This window comes from Dechloromonas denitrificans (genome assembly GCF_001551835.1).
In the GTDB taxonomy this organism is placed as follows: domain Bacteria; phylum Pseudomonadota; class Gammaproteobacteria; order Burkholderiales; family Rhodocyclaceae; genus Azonexus; species Azonexus denitrificans.
Genome location: NZ_LODL01000040.1, coordinates 271863 through 289077, shown reverse-complemented (window position 1 = coordinate 289077; position 17215 = coordinate 271863). Strand labels below are relative to the sequence as shown.

The following is a 17215-nucleotide window of genomic DNA, read 5'->3' as shown; positions in this document are numbered from 1 at the left end:
GATACTGCTGCAACAGCTGATTTTTTAGGTTAACGTCTCCTCGCAAGACCGACAGAGGAGACTGAAATGAACCTGCAGATCAAGCAAAAGCTGATGTTACTGGTCGCCGTCGCCCTGCTCGCCCTGATCGGTGCCAGCATCTTTGCCTTCATTCAGGCCGGCCGCCTGCACATGCAATTGAACGAGGCGATCGAAACGCATGCGGCCGTCACCCAGGCGGTCGACTCGGCGCGTGCCGCTCAGGTTGCCTTCAAAACGCAAGTCCAGGAATGGAAAAACATCCTGTTGCGCGGCAAATCCCAGGAAGCCTTCGACAAGCACCTGAAGGGATTCGACGCGGAAGAAGCCGCCGTGCGCAAAGACCTGGCCAATGTCCGGGGCGCATTGAGCAAGCTGCAGATGGAAAATCGCCTCGATCTTGCCAAAATCGCCGCCAGCTTCGACGCCCTGGGCCCGGCCTATCGGGAGGCTCTCAAACAGTACGACCGCACCGCCGCCGATCCCGCCGCACTCGTAGACAAGCTGGTCCGCGGCATCGACCGCGAACCGACCAAGGCCATCGACACGCTGATCAGCGACATGGAAAAACTGACAGCCGAACTGAACGCTCGGGAAAAGGCGGATGCGCTGGCCATTTATGCCGCCGTCAGGAACGGCCTGCTACTTTTCGCGATTGGTGCGATCGCCATCCTGATTGCATTCGCCTACGCCCTGATCCGCTCCATCACCGGCCCACTCGGTGCACTTGAACAGACGATGGAACAGATTGCCACCTCCGGCGACCTGACCCGCCGCGCCAACCGTGCCCAGAATGACGAAATCGGCCGTATGGCCGGCGCCTTCAACGCCATGATGGGGCAGTTGCAGAAACTGATCGGCGAAGTGCGCACCTCGAGCGACCGTGTCGCCAGCGCCGCCGTCCAACTATCCAGTTCATCGTCCGTGCTGGCCGATGTTTCGGAGCAGCAGTCGAGCGCCGTCTCGGGCAGCGCCGCCGCCGTCGAGGAACTGACCGTCGCCATCGCCTCGGTTTCCGAAACCGCCGGCGAAGTCCAGAGCCAAGCCAGGGAAAGCGTGGCCCGGACCGCGCTGGGCTCGAACAAGGTCTCCCAACTGACCGGCGAGATTGGTCGCCTGCAGGGCAACATGGCCAACATTTCCGCCAAGGTTTCCGAATTCATGGCCAGCACCCGCGCCATCACCGGCATGACCCAGGAAGTCCGCGACATTGCCGATCAGACCAACCTGCTTGCCCTCAATGCCGCGATTGAGGCGGCGCGGGCCGGCGAAGCCGGGCGCGGTTTCGCCGTGGTCGCCGACGAGGTCCGCAAGCTGGCCGAAAAGTCGGGCAAATCGGCCGGCGCCATCGATGCGGTGACGCATTCGATCGTTACCCAGTCGGCCGCCGTCCAGGAAGCCATCGCAGCCGGCGAGCGGGCCATCGCGGCGAGCGGCCTGCTCGCCGGCGAGGTCGAAGATGCCCTGCTCTCGTCACGCGATTCGGTCGAGCACTCGACGCAAGGGGTCACCGAGATCACCAATTCGGTCGGCGAGCAACGCGTCGCCTCGACCGAAATTGCCCAGAGCATGGAGCGCATCGCCAACATGGTCGAGGAAACCAGCGTCACCGCGCTCAACATCCGCCAAGCCAGCGGCGAATTGCAACAACTGTCGGCCGGCCTGCTGCAATCGGTCGCCGGCTTCCGCGTCGCCTGAAACAAAAAGGCCGGGCTGACCCCGGCCTTCAAGACTTCCGTGCCGCAAGGCACGACAGCGAATTACCTACTTCTTGGCAGCAATGCGCTCGCGCATGTGCTGAGCCCGCTCGCTGGAGGGCGGGTGCGAGCTGAACATGCTGCTGTTGTCGCCGAGCTTGGCCAGTTTTTCGAAAGCGCTGACCAGGCCTTCACGCTTGAATTTGCCGGCAGTCAGCAGATCGAAGGCGTAATCGTCGGCCGCACTTTCCTGAACTTGCGAGAACTGAGCATTGACCAGCTTTTCGGCCAGCTCGCCCAACTGCGAATTGCTCAGCGCGGCGACCGCTGAATTGCCGGCCGCGGCAGCTGCCTGGCGAGCCGCCGAAGCAGCATAGGCGGTCTGCATCGACGACTTGGCGTGGCCGAGCGCGACGTGGCCGATTTCATGGCCGATCACGCCACGCACTTCGTCGTCGTTCATCAGGCTCATCAGGCCGCTGTAAACGCGGACGCAGCCGTTGTTCATGGCCCAGGCATTGACGTCCTTGGTCAGATAAACCTTGTAGTTGATCGGCACGCCATTGACCGCCGGCGGCATGCCCTTGACGATCCGGGCCAGACGCAGCGCTTCCTTGCTCTTCGGCGTAGCGATCTTGGACTGGGCATCGAGCGCGGCGCATGACTTGTCGGACAAGTCCTTGACCTCGGCATCGCTCAAGGTTGCGGCCTTCAGGGCCGAAGTACCGGCACTGGTCAGCCCGCTGACGCTGTCCGTCGTCCCACCCTTGCCGCCGCAGGCGGCCACCGACAGGCCGAATGCCAAGGCCAGCAAACCTGTCTTCAACTTGGCCGGAGCCGTTTTCATGCCTGGTGCAGCCGCCACTTGATACGCAGTAGTCATCGTCATTTCCTATTCGCCGTAGTGAACACAACCCGGCGCCCGGAGGCATCGGGAAACGCGGCACTATGCATCTGACATTGTCAGCAGTCAAGCCGATGTCATTAACTCAAAGGCTATCCAGCACCCGTCTGGCGGCCTGCACGCCGCGATACTGGGCTTCTTCGAACAGCGAAAAGCCGGACAGGTCGGCGTGCGCCAGCGCGATGCGCGGATGGCGGAAATTGGCCAATTTTTCGCGTCGACCGTCGAACAGGCTACCCGGCGTCGGCCGGCGCATGGCGTGGCCGCTGCGAAAAACATCGAGCTGCGTCGTCAGACGGCGGATATCCGGATGCACCCGTTCCAGTTCGGCCAGGATGCCTGCCGCCCAGGCCTCGCGCGGTGTCTCGAGTAGCAGGCGCCGGCCCTCGGCCGGCTTCACGTCATGCAGTGCGCGGTAATAGGTCAGCACGGTGCCGGGCAGCCGACGGCGGATCAACTGATGGGTGGCAACGACGTAACCGAGCCCGGGGCTGTCGTAGAAGACGTTGTCCCAGGCCGGCGGCGCACCGCGCCGCTCCTCGGGAAAGTCGGACAGGTGCAGATTGGCGGTCAGCCACGGCGCGTAGTCGCCGGCCAGCGCCGCCGCCCGCAGTTCGCCGGGCATCGCCGGCCAGACACTCGGCAGCACGAAAGCCGGGGCGGCCCAGATCAGTTGCCGGGCCTCGTAGCGCACGGTTTTTGCCCCCTGCAGCACGTCGACCGCAAGACTCGTCTTGCCCTCCTCTATGCGCCCGGCCAGGGCCCCGGTGACGATCCGGCCTGCAGCATGACGGGCCAGGCCGCGCGCCAGCCAGGCGTTGCCCTCGGGCGCGGTCAGCACGCTGTCGCCGGCCGCGTTGCTCGCCTCACCGTTGCGGCAGGCAAAGTAATGCAGGCCGGCCCAGGCCGAAGTTTCCGCATGACTCGTGCCGTAGTCGTCGCGGCAGGCATAGTTGGCCAGCCAGTGCAGCGTCGGCGCCGTGAAACCGTTGTCGTCCAGCCACTGCTTGAAGGAGATGCGGTCGAGGGCGCGCCATGCCTGATCCCGGCTCGACAGCGCCATCGGGATGGCGAACAGCCGCCGGCCGTCGCTGTCCAGCGCCTGCTTGAGCTCGTCCATGCGGGCCTGGAAGCGCCGTTGCTGCTCGCGCTCGCCGACCTCGAGGCCGCGCTGCGGCAGCAGGCCGTCGTCCCACAGGCCGTTGCGATAGACGCGCTCCTGCGGCGTGGCGCACAGGTAACGCTCGTCGTAAGCGGGCTTGACGGCGGCCGGGTCGCCTTGCAGCACGCCCAGTTCGGCCAGCAGTTCGCGAACCAGCGTCGCTTCCGGCCCCGGCAACGGCAGGTAATGCGCTGCCCACGGATAGGCAACGAGCGGCGACTGGCCGGCCCGCGAATTACCGCCGGCCTCGTTTTCCATTTCCAGCACCAGGAAGTCGTCGACCGCCGCCTTGGCCAGTTGCCAGGCCGCCGACAGGCCGGAAATGCCAGCGCCGACGATCAGCACACCGGTCTTGCGCACCTCGGAGGGTGGCGGGAAATTACCGTCGCGCAGGCGATGGCCCAGCGCCTGCGACATGCCGAGCAACTCGCCCGGCGGCAAGGCCGGGCTGCCGCGCGGGCCACAGCCAGCGACGGCGGCTGCTGCCACCGTACAGAGAAATTCACGCCGGCTGACGCCCGCACCGGACAGGCCGCGGGCCATCGAATCGACCCGTTTAGTCAAACTTTCGCAGCGACAGGCTGACCGAAAGCTGGGCCCCCAGCCAACCGAGCACAGCACCGGCCGAGGCCAGCACCAGGGCGTCAAGCAGGCTCGGCCCGTTCAGGGCGAAACTGCCGCCGTAAAGCGTCGCCAGATCGCCGACCGGCCCGCCGAGCAGGCCGACCGCCCCGGCCACCAGCGCCGCGGCGAGCAGACCGCCGAGGCCGCCCTGCAGGGCGCCAAAGTAGTAGAAAGGCCGGCGGATGAAGCCGTCGGTGGCGCCGATCATCCGCGCCACTTCGATTTCGGCGGCCTGGGCCAGCACCTGCAGGCGAATGGTATTGAAGGTGACGGCGACCAGGCCGGCGGCGAAGATGCCGCCGAGCATCCACAGGGCCAGCTTGCCCAGTTTCAGGAAGGCATCGAAGCGCTTGACCCAGGCCGAATCGAGCTGGACATGGGCAACTTTCGGCCAGCCGGCGATCTCCTTGCGCATCACTTCGAGTGCCTCCGGCTCGGTATTGGCTGGTTCGACGATGAAGGCGTCGGGCAGCGGATTGCGCGGCAGGCTGGCGACGATTTCGGCCATCCCTTCGCTCTTCTGCATCCGCTTCAGCGCCTCTTCCTTGGGCACGAATTTCCACTTGCCGGCCCCGGCCGCGCGCAGCCGGCTTTCGATGTCACCGACGTCCTTCTTGCCGGCATCCAAATTCATGAACAGGCTGATCTGCTGCACGCCGGACGCGTTGCGGCCGAGGTCGCGCAGGTTGTCGAGCAGCACATAGCCCGCTCCCGGCAAGGTCAGCGCGATGCCGATGACGAGCAGCGACAACAGCGTATTGAGCGGCGTCGACCACAGGCGATGGAACGCCGCGGCCAGTGCCGCCTGATGCTGGGCGAACCAGGCCTTCATAGCAGCCTCCCGTGATCCAGCCGGAGGACGTTCGGGTGATAGCGCTCGATCCAGTTCTGGTCGTGCGTCGCGACGACGACGGTGACGCCGACCCGGTGGAAGTCGGCGAAAATTTCGAGGATCTCGGTCGCCGAATCGGCATCGAGATTGCCGGTCGGTTCGTCGGCGAGCAGCACGGTCGGCCGATTGACGACGGCGCGGGCGATGGCCAGCCGCTGCTGCTCGCCACCGGACAGCGCAATCGGCCGGGCCTTTTCGCGGGCCAGCAGGCCGACCTTGTCGAGCGCCGCCTGGGCCCGGCGAATCGATTCGCGGCGGGGCATGCCGACGATCTGCAAGGGCAGCAGCACGTTGTCGAGCGCGCTGCGATCGAAAAGTAGTTTCTGGTCCTGGAATACCATGCCGAGGTGCCGGCGGACGTAGGGAATGGCGCTGCGCCGCAGGGCCGACAGGTTCTGACCGTTGACCACCAGGCTGCCGGCGGTCGGCCGCTCGATCGAGGCGATCAGCTTGACCAGCGTCGTCTTGCCGGCCCCGGAATGGCCGGTGATGAACACCATCTGGCCGGCCGAAATCTCGAAACTGACGTCCTGGACGGCCTCGTAGCCGCCCGGGTAACGTTTGCTCAGGTTACTGGCAACAATCATTCGAACAGGGCGTCGACAAAGTCTTTGGCGGAGAAGGGACGGAGGTCATCGATCTGCTCGCCGACGCCGATGAAGCGGATCGGCTTCGGGCACTGACGGGCGATCGCCGTGACGACGCCGCCCTTGGCGGTGCCGTCGAGCTTGGTCAGGACCAGGCCGGTGACGTTGATCGCCTTGTCGAAGGCCTTGACCTGCTGCAGCGCGTTCTGGCCGATGTTGGCATCGAGCACGAGCAGGGTTTCGTGCGGCCCGCTCGGTTCGATCTTCTGGATCACGCGCCTTACTTTGGCGATTTCTTCCATCAGGTGCAGCTGGGTCGGCAAGCGGCCGGCGGTGTCGGCCAGCACGATGTCAATGCCGCGCGCCTTGGCGGCGGAAATGGCGTCGAAGACGACGGCGGCCGGGTCGCCCTTGTCCTGCGCGATGACCGTGACATTGTTGCGCTCACCCCAGGTTTCCAGCTGTTCGCGGGCGGCGGCGCGGAAGGTGTCGCCGGCGGCGAGCAGCACGCTCTTGCCCTGGTTCTGGAAATACTTGGCCAGCTTGCCGATCGAAGTCGTCTTGCCGGCGCCGTTCACGCCGGCGATCATGATCACGTAGGGCTTGTGGCCGCCGATGTCGAGCGGCTGCTCAAGCGGCTGCAGGGTTTCGAGCAGCGCATCGTGCAGCGCCTGCTGAATGGCTTCCGGCGTATCGAGCTTGTCGCGCTTGGCTGCTTTTTTCAGTTCATCGAGCAGATGCTGGGTCGCCTCGATGCCGCAATCGCTGGTCAGCAGCAGGGTTTCCAGCTCTTCGAGCAGTTCGTCGTCGACCTTGCCGCGCGAGAAGATGGTCTTGAGCTTGCCGCCCCATTGGGCGCGGGTCTTGGCCAGGCCCTTGAACAGGCGTTCGCGCCAGGAAAGCTTGGGCGTCTCGGCGGCGGGCGCGTCCGCTGCGGGTGTGGCAACGGGCGTTGCCGGCACAGCCTCGGCCGTCTCCGGCGTGGACTTGGATTTTTTCAGGAAACTGAACATGGGGAATGGGGTCTCAGGCCTTGCTGACAGGCAAGCGGCAAGCCGTTAAGATGCCGCCCGGATTGATGCAAAATCAGGCTCGAATTCTAGCAGAAAGACCCGTTTCCCCATGCGCATACGACACGTCCTTCCCGTTTTGCTCGCCCCCTGGCTGTTCACCGCCGCGCTCGCCAACCCTTACGAAACCACGCTGAAGAACGGCCTGCGGATCATCGTCAAGGAAGACCGGCGCGCCCCGACCGCCGTCCAGATGGTCTGGTACCGCATCGGCAGCATGGACGAGGTCGATGGCGCCTCCGGCGTCGCCCACGTTCTCGAGCACATGATGTTCAAGGGCACGCCGAGCGTCGGTCCCGGCGAGTTCAACAAGCGCGTCGCCGCCGCCGGCGGTCGCGACAACGCCTTCACCAGCCGCGACTACACCGCCTACTTCCAGCAGGTACCGAAGGAAAAGCTGGACGAGATGATGCAGCTCGAAGCCGACCGCATGCGCCATCTGAATGTCGATGCCAAGGAATTCGCGCAGGAGATCAAGGTCGTCATGGAAGAGCGCCGCATGCGCACCGACGACAACCCGCAGGCCAAGCTGTTCGAGCAGATGAACGCCACCGCCTTCCAGGCCCACCCCTATCGCCGGCCGATCATCGGCTGGATGAACGACCTCGAAACGATGACGGCGGCCGACGCCAAGGCCTGGTATGACACCTGGTACGTGCCGAACAACGCCTACGTCGTGATCACCGGCGACGTCGACCACCAGGCGGTGTTCGCACTGGCCGAAAAACACTACGGCCCGCTCGAAGGGCGCGCCCTACCCGTCCGCAAGCAGCAGATCGAACCAGCCCAGGAAGGTGCCCGCCGGGTCAGCGTCAAGGCGCCGGCCGAACTGCCGGTACTGATCATGGGCTACAAGGCACCGATCCTGCGCGACGCCGACAAGGACAGCGAGCCTTATGCACTGGACATGCTGAGCGCCATTCTCGACGGCCACGACGCCGCCCGCTTCAACAAGAAACTGGTCCGCGAAGACAAGGTCGCCCAGTCGATCGGCGTCGAGTACGACGCCACCGCCCGCGGCCCGGGCATGATCTACCTGCACGGCACGCCCTCCGAAGGGCATGGCGTGGCCGACCTCGAAGCCGCGCTGCGCGCCGAAATCGCCCGCCTGCAAAAGGATGGCATCAGCGAACAGGAACTGAAGCGGGCCAAGGCGCAACTGCTGGCCAGCCAAGTGTACAAGCTGGATTCGATGTTCGGCCAGGCGATGGAAATCGGCCAGACCGAATCGGCCGGCATCCCCTACCAGCAACTCAACCGGATGCTGGAAAAGCTGCAGAAGGTCAGCGCCGCCGACGTCCAGGCCGTCGCAAAAAAATACTTCACCGACGACACGCTGACCGTCGGCATCCTCGAGCCGCAGCCGCTGGACGGCAAGCCCCGCCGCCCGGCCGTCGCCATCCGCCACTGAGGCAGCACAGAAAATGACCATGAAAAAACTGTTGACCGCAGCAATCGCCCTGCTCGTCACCCAGGTCGCCCTGGCCGGCGTCAAGATCGAGCACTGGGTCTCGCCCTCCGGCGCCCGCGTCTATTTCGTCGAAAGCCGCGTCCTGCCGATGCTCGACGTCCAGGTCGATTTCGCCGCCGGCTCAATGTTCGACCCGGCCGGCAAGTCCGGCCTCGCCGCGCTGACCCGCGCCGGGCTCGACCTCGGCGCCGGCAAGCTCGATGAAACCGCGATCGCCGAACAGATGGCCGACATCGGCGCCAACCTTGGTGGCGGTGCCGACACCGACCGCGCCAGCATCGCCCTGCGCACACTGTCGGCCAAGGACAAGCGCGAACCGGCACTCGACATCCTGCGTAGCGTTTTGCAAAGCCCGCGCTTCGATGCCGCCATTTTCGAACGCGAAAAGGCCCGCACCATCGCCAGCCTGAAGGAAGCGCTGACCCGCCCCGACAGCATCGCCGGCAAGGCCTTCTGGGCGGCGATGTATCCGAACCACCCTTACGGCAAGCAGGCCAGCCCGGAAAGCGTCGCCACGCTCAACCGCGACGACCTGGCCGCCTTCCATGCCCGCTACTACACCGCCGCAAACGCCAGCATCACGCTGGTCGGCGACATTTCGCGCAGCGATGCCGAGCGGATCGCCGAATCGCTCGCCGCCGGCCTACCCAAGGGAGGGGCCGCAACCTTGCCGGCCGCCCCGGCGGCGGCGCAAGGCGGCCTGACCAAATTACCCCACCCGGCCAGCCAGGCCCACATCTACATCGGCCTGCCGGCCATCGAGCGCGGCAATCCGGACTACTTCCCGCTGCTCGTCGGCAACTACACGCTGGGCGGCGGCGGCTTCGTCTCCCGCCTGATGAAGGAAGTCCGCGACCAGCGCGGCTATGCCTACAGTGTGTACAGCTACTTTGCCCCGCTCAAGCAGCGCGGCCCGTTCCAGATTGGCCTGCAGACCAAGCGCTCGCAAGCCCAGGATGCGATCAAGGTGGCCCGCGACGTCCTTGACGGTTTCCTCAAGGACGGCCCGAGCCCGGACGAACTGACCGCCGCCAAAGCCAACCTGACCGGCAGCTTCCCGCTGCGCCTGGACAGCAACAAGAAACTGCTCGACAACGTAGCGGCGATCGGCTTCTACGGCCTGCCGCTCGACTACCTCGACCAATACCAGGCCAAGGTACAGGCGGTGACGGCCGACCAGATCAAGCAGGCCTTTGCCCGCCATGTCCGCCCGACCGAACTGATTACCGTGACGGTTGCCGCAGATTGAACTCGGTACGCATCATCGGCGGCGAGTTTCGCCGCCGCCTCCTCAAATTTCCGGACAGCGAAGGCCTGCGCCCGACGCCGGACCGAGTCCGCGAAACGCTGTTCAACTGGCTCGGCCAGGAACTGGACGGCTGGCACTGCCTCGACCTCTTCGCCGGCAGCGGCGCCCTCGGCTTCGAAGCGGTGTCGCGTGGCGCCGCCAAAGTCGTCATGGTCGAACAGACCCCGCGCGTGCTGGCCGCGCTGCATGAAAATCGCGAATTGCTCGATAAACCGGCGGCGCTGGAGATCATTCGCGGGGATGCGCTACAATATTTGGCTTCGTCAAAAAGCAGATTTGACCTGATCTTCCTCGATCCGCCTTACAAAAAAGGCTGGATTCCGCGCCTGGAGCCACTCTTGCCCGGCGTGCTGAATGAAGATGCGGCCATTTATGTCGAGGCGGAGCATGAAATCGACGCATTGGGCGACTGGCGCACGGTGCGGCACGGCAAGGCAGGCGAAGTTCACTTTCAACTGATGCGGCGGGAAGCAGCTTGACCAAACTCAATCATCGCGTAGCGATCTACCCGGGCACCTTCGACCCGATCACCCGCGGCCACGAAGACCTCGTGCATCGTGCGGCGAGCCTGTTCGACAAGCTGATCCTGGCGATCGCCGAAAGCCCGTCGAAACAGCCCCGCTTTGCGCTGGCCGACCGGGTCGACATGGCCCGGGAAATTTTGGGCGGCATCCCGAATGTCGAAATCGTCGGCTTCAACACCCTGCTGATGAACTTTGTGCATGAGCAGGGTGCCAAAGTCATCGTCCGGGGATTGCGCGCGGTTTCAGACTTTGAGTATGAGTTTCAGATGGCGGGCATGAACCGCAGCCTGTACCCGGAGGTGGAGACGGTCTTCCTGACGCCGGGCGAGCAACACATGTTCATCTCCGCCACGATGGTGCGCGAAATCGCACGTCTGGGCGGCGATGTCAGCAAATTTGTACAACCTTGTGTAGAAAAGCGCCTGCGGGCGAAAACTTAAGTTAACCGAGAGAGGAAGAACGGCCATGTCTCTGATCATCACCGACGAGTGCATCAACTGCGACGTCTGCGAACCCGAGTGCCCGAATGAAGCAATTTCCCAAGGCGAGGAAATTTATCAAATCGACCCCAACAAGTGCACCGAGTGCGTTGGCCACTACGACGAACCGCAGTGCGTGCAGGTCTGCCCGGTGGACTGCATCCCCAAGGACGCCAACCATGTCGAAAGCGAAGACATGCTGTGGGTCAAGTACGAAAAGCTGACCGGCAACAAGCGCCCCTGAGCCTGGCCGGCCCCAATAAAAAACCCGCGAAAATCGCGGGTTTTTTATTGTCGACCGCCGGACTTAAGGCTCAGGCCGCCTTCAGTTCGCTGACCGGCAGCGGCAACAACATTTCGCGAACCCGGCCGACGATCGCTTCCAGCGACTGAATCTGCTGCTGCAGGTTCTTCTCGACGCTTTCCAGTTCGGCAATCCGGTCTTCCAGCGTGTCGGTCGCCTGATGGATGCGCTTGATGCTTTCCAGGCGCCGCTTCAACTGAATTTGATGTTCGCGGACCTGGGTTTCCATCGGCGCCATGATCGCCCGCAGCCAGGTTTCGGCATCACGGTTGGCATGCTCGAAGGCACGCCGGACTTGGACCGCGACTTCCTCGAAAAACTTCTGCGTGATGTTTTTCTTGTCGTGCGTCAGCAGGCTGACCATGGTGTTCAGATGGCTGTCGCACCAGGCTTCCAGGCGATCCAGCTCCTTCTCGTAGCGGAGCAGCGAGAAAGCGGTCGGCGAACCGAGCTTCAGGCCATGCTCGACAGCAAAGCGCTTGTACACCGCTTCCATCATCGACAGGATTTCGTTGATCTCGTGATTCGACTTGGTCAGCGCCTCGCGCGAGTTGCTGAAAAACGCCGCCATGGAATCCGACAGCGTCTTCGAGAAACTGGCTTCGAGCATCGCATCGCGCGTCTTTTGCGTCATCTGGCGCAGAACGTCGAGGCCGAGGTGGCCGAACAGGTTGTTGGTCAGCGTCGAAAAGACGCTGCGCACCGCGTAATAGCGCTGCAGGCCGGACTCGAACTCGTCCTTCTCGGCGCGGACCTTGCCCATCATGTACTCGACGACGCCCTTGTTCTTGCCGCGCAACTCGGTCAATTCGGTCAGCTGCTCGCGCAAGCCTACGAGCCGCGAGTCGAGCAAGCCACGGACGCGCCGGCTGACATCGCCGAACTCGCTGTCGGTGCTGTCGCAGACGATCTCGCGCTTGGCCGGAATCAGTTCGTCGGACAGTGCGGCTTCGAGCAGCGGCAGGCGGCTGCGTTCGAGCAAGGCGGCATCGTCGTTGATTTTGGCGACCAGCCCCTTCTGGGCCGAAACCGGGAAGACCTGAGCGGCCGGCAAATCCAGAATCTCGGCGCTGGTTTCGACCTGACGCCGGATTTCGGCATCGATCTCCACTTCGCTCTTCAGCTCGTCCCACTGGCCGTCGATCTTGTTCAGCACGACCATGCGGCCGCGCTTGGCCATGCCACCGCCGCAGATATGCTCTTTCCAGATTGCCAGATCGGACTGCGTAACGCCGGTATCGGCAGCCAGGATGAACAGCACGGCGTGGGCATTGGGCAGCAGCGACAGGGTCAGTTCGGGTTCGGCACCGATGGCGTTGAGGCCCGGCGTATCGAGAATGACCAAGCCCTGCTTGAGCAGCGGGTGCGGGAAATTGATCATCGCGTGGCGCCAGCGGGGGACTTCGACCAGCCCGTCGTCGCCGACGCGGTACAACTCGACTTCGCCCTGGCCGACTTCGAAACCGAGACGGGCCGCTTCTTCCGGCGTCACCCGCGTCGTTTCGCTGACATGGCGCAGCGCATCCTGCATCGCATCCGGCGACTCGACATCGAGGCCGACGCTCGTCCACTCGTCGGGGAAACCCTTGTATTCGCTGACTCCGGAATTCGACGCCCGCGTCTGGATCGGCAGTAGTTCGATGCAGGGCAACTTGTTGCCGTCGAAGAGCAGTTCGGTCGGGCACATCGTCGTCCGTCCGGCCGAGGAAGGCAGCATCCGGTTGCCGAAATCGGCAAAGAAGATGGCGTTGATCAGTTCCGACTTGCCACGCGAAAACTCGGCGACAAAGGCCACGTTCAGGCGGTCCTCGCGCAGGCGCTCGAGCAACTGCGTCAGGCGCAGGTCGGTCTGCGCATCGGAGAGCTCGTTCTGCGACAACCAGTCCTGGAACTCGCCGATATAACTGGAAAGCCCAGCCCGCCAGTTGGTGTAGGCCGCGAATTGATTGGCTAGTGACATGTCATGCACCGTAAATACGATCGGAAGCCTCAATTTAGCATAAAAACAGGGGCTTGCCCCCGCAATTTAATGCTGGCAGGAAGGACAGTAATAGGTGCTGCGCCCGGCTTGCCGGACCTGTTTGACGACCCCACCGCAACGCAGGCAGGGCTGCCCGTCACGGTCGTATACCCCGGCCTGGATCTGGAACCAACCGCTCCCACCATCGCTGTGCACGTAATCGCGAATACTGCTGCCGCCGGCTGCAATCGCCGCCGAGAGCGTCTCGCGAATGGCCGGCACGAGCAGGTCGTAGCGCGCCCGGCTGATCCGGTTGGCCGCCCGCAGCGGCGAAATACCGGCCCGGAAAAGGCTTTCCGAAGCGTAGATATTGCCGATGCCGACCACCAGATGGCTGTCCATCAGGATCGGCTTGATCGGCCCACTGCGCCGGGCGCAGGCGGCATGCAGCCAGTCAGCGGCAAAGATGTCGGACAACGGCTCAATACCCTGCGTCGCCAGCAAGGGATGGCTTTCCGCGGCCGCGGGCGGCCCAGGCTGCCAGAGCACGACGCCAAAGCGCCGGGGATCGGTGAAGCGCAGAACCTGCTCGGCCAGCACCAGGTCGAAATGGTCGTGCTTGGCCGGCGACTGGCTATGCGACACGAAGCGCAGCTTGCCCGACATGCCGAGATGAATGATCAGGCAACCCTCGACGCCTTCGCCCAAACAGTCCAGTAACAAATATTTACCACGCCGGCGAACGGCGACGATTTGGCAGCCCGGCAGCAGTTCGACCAGGGCCGGCGGAATGACCTGGCGCAGCTTGGGCGCACGGATCACCGCCCCTTCGATCACTCGACCCAGCAATTCCGGCTCTATCCCGCGCCGACAAACTTCTACCTCCGGCAACTCCGGCATCGCTTGTTCCTCCGTCAAAACCCAAATAACATCGCAAACTAATTCGATTCTATGCGCTCCAACAGCCAAATCCCGCATCCCCCTCGACAGAAAGCCGCACCATGCAACCGAAGTCCATCGTCGCCGCCCTCATGCTGGCCCTGGGGATATCCCACGGCCCATTCAGCCAGGCCGCCGGCGAGACCCCGCCGAAGCCGGCCGCCAAGCGCTCGCTCGCGCAGGGCGCGATGCGCTCCGCCTCGGAGGACTTGCTGGCGCGCACGGTCTTTCAGTCACTGCTCGGCGACTTTGCGCTACAGCGGGGCGACGTCAAACTCGGACTCGATGCCTGGAGCGATCTCGCTCTGCGCACCCGCGACCCTCAGGCCATCGCCCGCGCCGTCGAGGTCGCCGGTTTCGCCCGCCAGTACGACAAGGCGCTCGAACTGACCAAGCTCTGGCTGGAGGTCGAACCGGATTCGGCCAAGGCCCGCCAGACCGAGTCCTCGCTGCTCGTCATGGCCAACCGCATCGACGAACTGGCGCCGCAACTGGCGACCCTGCTCGAAAAAGACCCGGCCAACCTGCCTAGCAACCTGCTCCACCTGAATCGCATCCTGGCCCGCCACACCGACAAGAAAGCCGTGCAACGGCTGGTCGACCGCGTCGCCAGCCCTTACGACGGCATCCCCGAGGCCCATTTCGCGATGGCCCAGGCCGCCGCCAATGCCGGCGACAACCTGCGCGCCCTGAACGAAACCGAGAAAGCGCTGATCCTGCGGCCGGACTGGGAAGTCGCCGCACTGGCCCGCGCCCAGTTGCAGGCCCGCCAATCGACGACGACCGCCATCGACAGCCTGAGCGGCTTCGTCAGCCGCAACGAAAATGCGCGCGACGCCCGCCTGACCCTGGCCCGACTGTTGATCAGCGAAAAGCACTACAACGAGGCACGCGTCCATTTCGACCGTCTGATCAAGGACAACCCGGATAATCCGGAGGTCATCTATCCGGTTGCCATGCTCGCCCTGCAGCAGGGCGACGCGACGACCGGTCGCCAGCAACTGGAAAAACTGTTGCAAACCGACTTCCCGGATAAAAGCACCATTCATTTCTTCCTCGGCCAGCTCGACGAAGAGCAGAAGAAACCGGACGCCGCCCTTGTCCATTACCGCCAGGTCAACAGTGGCGATCAGTACATTCCGGCGCGCGCCCGGGCCGCCCAGATCCTCCAGCGACAAGGCCGGATCGAGGAAGCACGCGCCTTGCTGCACGACAGCAGCGGCAACAGTGCCGAGAAAACCCAATTGCTGCTCGCCGAAGCCCAGTTGCTGCGCGAAGCCGGCCGCAACGACGAGGCGCTCACCCTGCTCGAGAGTGCCCTCGCCCGTCAGCCGGACAGCCCGGAACTACTCTACGAAGCCGCTCTGCTCGCCGAACGCGTCGGCAAGCCGGAGTTGCTCGAAAGCCATCTCAAGCACCTGATCAAACTGAAACCCGATCACGCCCACGCCCTCAACGCGCTCGGCTACTCGCTGGCCGAACGCAACATCCGCCTCGACGAAGCCGAAAGCCTGATCGCCAAGGCCCTGCGCCTGGCCCCGGAAGACCCCTTCATCATGGACAGCATGGGCTGGGTCCAGTATCGCCAGGGCAAGCTGAGCGAAGCGCTGAAAACCCTGGAAGCCGCCTACGCCATCAAGGCCGACCCGGAAATCGCCGCCCACCTCGGCGAAGTGCTGTGGCAGCTCGACCGCAAGGATGGCGCCCGCCGCCTGCTGCAGGAGGCCGCCAAGCAGCACCCGGACAACGACGTCCTCTCCGGCACGATCAAGAAACTGCTGCCTTGAGGGCTCACTGCAGCACCCTGCTCGCCGGCTGCGTCCTGCTCGCCGGCTGCGCCAGCCTGCCACCGGGTGCGCTGCCCGGTCGCGACCAGGTCGGCGACTTCGCCCTTGAAGCCCGTTTTGCGCTACGTGTCACGCTGCCCGACAGCGCGCCGCAAAGTGCCGGCGGTCGACTGTCCTGGGAGCACAAAAACGACGCCAATCGTATCCTGATCGCCAACCCGCTCGGCATCGCCCTGGCTGAAATCGAAACCACCCCTGCCCTCTCCCGCTTGCAAACCGCCGACGGCAAGCGCCTTGAATCGCCAGACGCCGATGCGCTGATGGAAGAAGTCACCGGCCAGCGCCTGCCGGTCACCCGCCTGCCGGCCTGGCTGCTCGGCCGCCCCGGCCCGAACGCCGCGCTCAGCATCGACCCGCTGGGTCGCCCGAGCCACCTGCAGGAAGGCGAGTGGCGGATCGATTACGACTACGAAGACTTTGCCCCCGCCGCGCTGCCCAGCCGCCTGACCCTGAACCGCAATCAAGAAATCGAACTGCGCCTGCGCATCGAAGAATGGAAAGAAGCCCCATGAAATCCTGGACCTGGGACAGCGACTGGCCGGCACCGGCCAAGCTCAACCTCTTCCTGCACGTCGTCGGCCGCCGGGCCGATGGCTACCATCTGCTGCAAACCGTCTTCCGTTTCATCGACCGCGCCGACACGCTACGCTTCGCGCCACGCGCCGACGACCGGATCGTCCTCGCCACGCCGATCCCCGGCGTGCCGCCCGACAGCGACCTGACCGTGCGCGCCGCCCGCCTGCTGCAACAGGCCACGGGCTGCACGCAGGGCGCCACCATCAGCCTCGACAAGCGCCTGCCGATGGGCGGCGGCCTCGGTGGCGGCAGCTCCGACGCCGCCACCGTGCTGCTCGCCCTCAATCACCTGTGGCAAACCGGACTGTCGCGCCCCGCCCTGGAAAAACTCGGCCTCGGCCTCGGCGCCGACGTGCCGGTCTTCGTGCATGGCCGCAACACCTTTGCCGAAGGCGTCGGCGAAGCCTTTACCGACCTCGAACTGCCGGCAGCGAGCTATCTGGTCCTGCATCCGGCGGTCAACGTGCCGACCGCGGCCATTTTCGGCGCCCCGGAGCTGCGCCGCGACACGCCACCGATAGAAACCGCTAAATGGCGCCCCGGCCAAGGCCACAACGATCTCGAAGCCGTCGCCTGCAGCAAATTTCCGGAAGTTGCCACGCATCTGGCCTGGCTCAAGCAGCATGCACCAGAGGCGATGATGACCGGCTCCGGCGCCTGCGTTTTTGCCGGCTTTGCCCGGCGCAGCGCGGCGGAAGCAGTCTTCCGGGCCCTGCCGGCCGGGTTCGACGGCTGGCTGGCCGACGGCCTTGCCGAACATCCGCTGGCAAAAATTTAACGAAACAGTAGACATCCTGCAAATCGCCCGGTAATATGCGCGCCTCGTTTGAACGCAACGCCGAACAGACGATC

General features: G+C 64.4%; 16 protein-coding genes. 9 read left to right on the top strand and 7 right to left on the bottom strand.

Annotated elements, in window-relative coordinates:
• Positions 1-66 precede the first annotated feature (66 nt).
• Positions 67-1716 carry a methyl-accepting chemotaxis protein gene (locus AT959_RS20065; protein ID WP_066887447.1) on the top strand — a complete coding sequence of 550 codons (1650 nt, stop codon included), beginning with the start codon at positions 67-69 and terminating at the stop codon, positions 1714-1716.
• Between the two features lie 66 nt (positions 1717-1782).
• Here AT959_RS20065 and AT959_RS20060 read toward each other — a convergent pair whose 3' ends face one another.
• The 5 genes from AT959_RS20060 to ftsY form a co-directional block, all read right to left on the bottom strand.
• A complete protein-coding gene (locus tag AT959_RS20060) occupies positions 1783-2598 on the bottom strand; it encodes a M48 family metalloprotease (RefSeq protein WP_240481900.1) in 816 nt (271 codons plus the stop codon).
• 106 nt (positions 2599-2704) lie between these two features.
• Positions 2705-4345: an FAD-dependent oxidoreductase gene (locus AT959_RS20055; protein WP_240481899.1), complete on the bottom strand. Its 1641-nt coding sequence runs from the start codon at positions 4343-4345 to the stop codon at positions 2705-2707.
• A complete protein-coding gene (gene ftsX, locus AT959_RS20050; protein WP_066887440.1) occupies positions 4338-5237 on the bottom strand; it encodes a permease-like cell division protein FtsX in 900 nt (299 codons plus the stop codon). The genes AT959_RS20055 and ftsX overlap by 8 nt, the downstream gene beginning before the upstream one ends.
• Positions 5234-5884, bottom strand: coding sequence for a cell division ATP-binding protein FtsE (ftsE, locus tag AT959_RS20045; RefSeq protein ID WP_066887437.1), 651 nt, complete (start codon positions 5882-5884; stop codon positions 5234-5236). The genes ftsX and ftsE overlap by 4 nt, the downstream gene beginning before the upstream one ends.
• Complete coding sequence (gene ftsY / locus AT959_RS20040) at positions 5881-6897, bottom strand: signal recognition particle-docking protein FtsY (RefSeq protein ID WP_066887434.1); 1017 nt, start codon at positions 6895-6897, stop codon at positions 5881-5883. The genes ftsE and ftsY overlap by 4 nt, the downstream gene beginning before the upstream one ends.
• Before the next feature lie 109 nt (positions 6898-7006).
• Between ftsY and AT959_RS20035 the strand changes: the two genes are divergently transcribed.
• From AT959_RS20035 to AT959_RS20015, 5 genes are read left to right on the top strand one after another with little or no spacing between them, the layout of a single operon-like run.
• Complete coding sequence (locus AT959_RS20035; RefSeq protein ID WP_066887431.1) at positions 7007-8365, top strand: M16 family metallopeptidase; 1359 nt, start codon at positions 7007-7009, stop codon at positions 8363-8365.
• 19 nt (positions 8366-8384) lie between these two features.
• Entirely contained in the window at positions 8385-9674 is a 1290-nt protein-coding gene (locus AT959_RS20030; RefSeq protein WP_205629977.1) for a M16 family metallopeptidase, read from the top strand.
• Positions 9671-10213: a 16S rRNA (guanine(966)-N(2))-methyltransferase RsmD gene (gene rsmD / locus AT959_RS20025; protein ID WP_066887425.1), complete on the top strand. Its 543-nt coding sequence runs from the start codon at positions 9671-9673 to the stop codon at positions 10211-10213. Before AT959_RS20030 ends, rsmD begins: the two co-directional genes overlap by 4 nt.
• Complete coding sequence (gene coaD, locus AT959_RS20020) at positions 10210-10698, top strand: pantetheine-phosphate adenylyltransferase (protein WP_066887422.1); 489 nt, start codon at positions 10210-10212, stop codon at positions 10696-10698. Before rsmD ends, coaD begins: the two co-directional genes overlap by 4 nt.
• A gap of 25 nt (positions 10699-10723) precedes the next feature.
• On the top strand, positions 10724-10981 hold the full coding sequence (locus AT959_RS20015; protein ID WP_066887419.1) for a YfhL family 4Fe-4S dicluster ferredoxin: 258 nt from the start codon (positions 10724-10726) through the stop codon (positions 10979-10981).
• A 70-nt stretch (positions 10982-11051) separates the two neighbouring features.
• Here the strand turns inward: AT959_RS20015 and AT959_RS20010 are convergent, their stop codons facing one another.
• Complete coding sequence (locus AT959_RS20010) at positions 11052-13001, bottom strand: dynamin family protein (RefSeq protein WP_066887416.1); 1950 nt, start codon at positions 12999-13001, stop codon at positions 11052-11054.
• Positions 13002-13067: 66 nt separating this feature from the next.
• Complete coding sequence (mutM, locus tag AT959_RS20005) at positions 13068-13901, bottom strand: bifunctional DNA-formamidopyrimidine glycosylase/DNA-(apurinic or apyrimidinic site) lyase (RefSeq protein WP_066887413.1); 834 nt, start codon at positions 13899-13901, stop codon at positions 13068-13070.
• A 101-nt stretch (positions 13902-14002) separates the two neighbouring features.
• On the opposite strand from mutM, the gene AT959_RS20000 reads away from it, so the two are divergent.
• From AT959_RS20000 to ispE, 3 genes are read left to right on the top strand one after another with little or no spacing between them, the layout of a single operon-like run.
• The gene (locus AT959_RS20000; RefSeq protein WP_066887411.1) at positions 14003-15727 is read left to right on the top strand and encodes a tetratricopeptide repeat protein; all 1725 of its coding nucleotides are present in this window, start codon (positions 14003-14005) and stop codon (positions 15725-15727) included.
• Positions 15724-16299, top strand: coding sequence for a lipoprotein insertase outer membrane protein LolB (gene lolB / locus AT959_RS19995; RefSeq protein WP_066887408.1), 576 nt, complete (start codon positions 15724-15726; stop codon positions 16297-16299). The genes AT959_RS20000 and lolB overlap by 4 nt, the downstream gene beginning before the upstream one ends.
• A complete protein-coding gene (gene ispE, locus AT959_RS19990; protein WP_066887405.1) occupies positions 16296-17141 on the top strand; it encodes a 4-(cytidine 5'-diphospho)-2-C-methyl-D-erythritol kinase in 846 nt (281 codons plus the stop codon). Before lolB ends, ispE begins: the two co-directional genes overlap by 4 nt.
• Positions 17142-17215 lie beyond the last annotated feature (74 nt).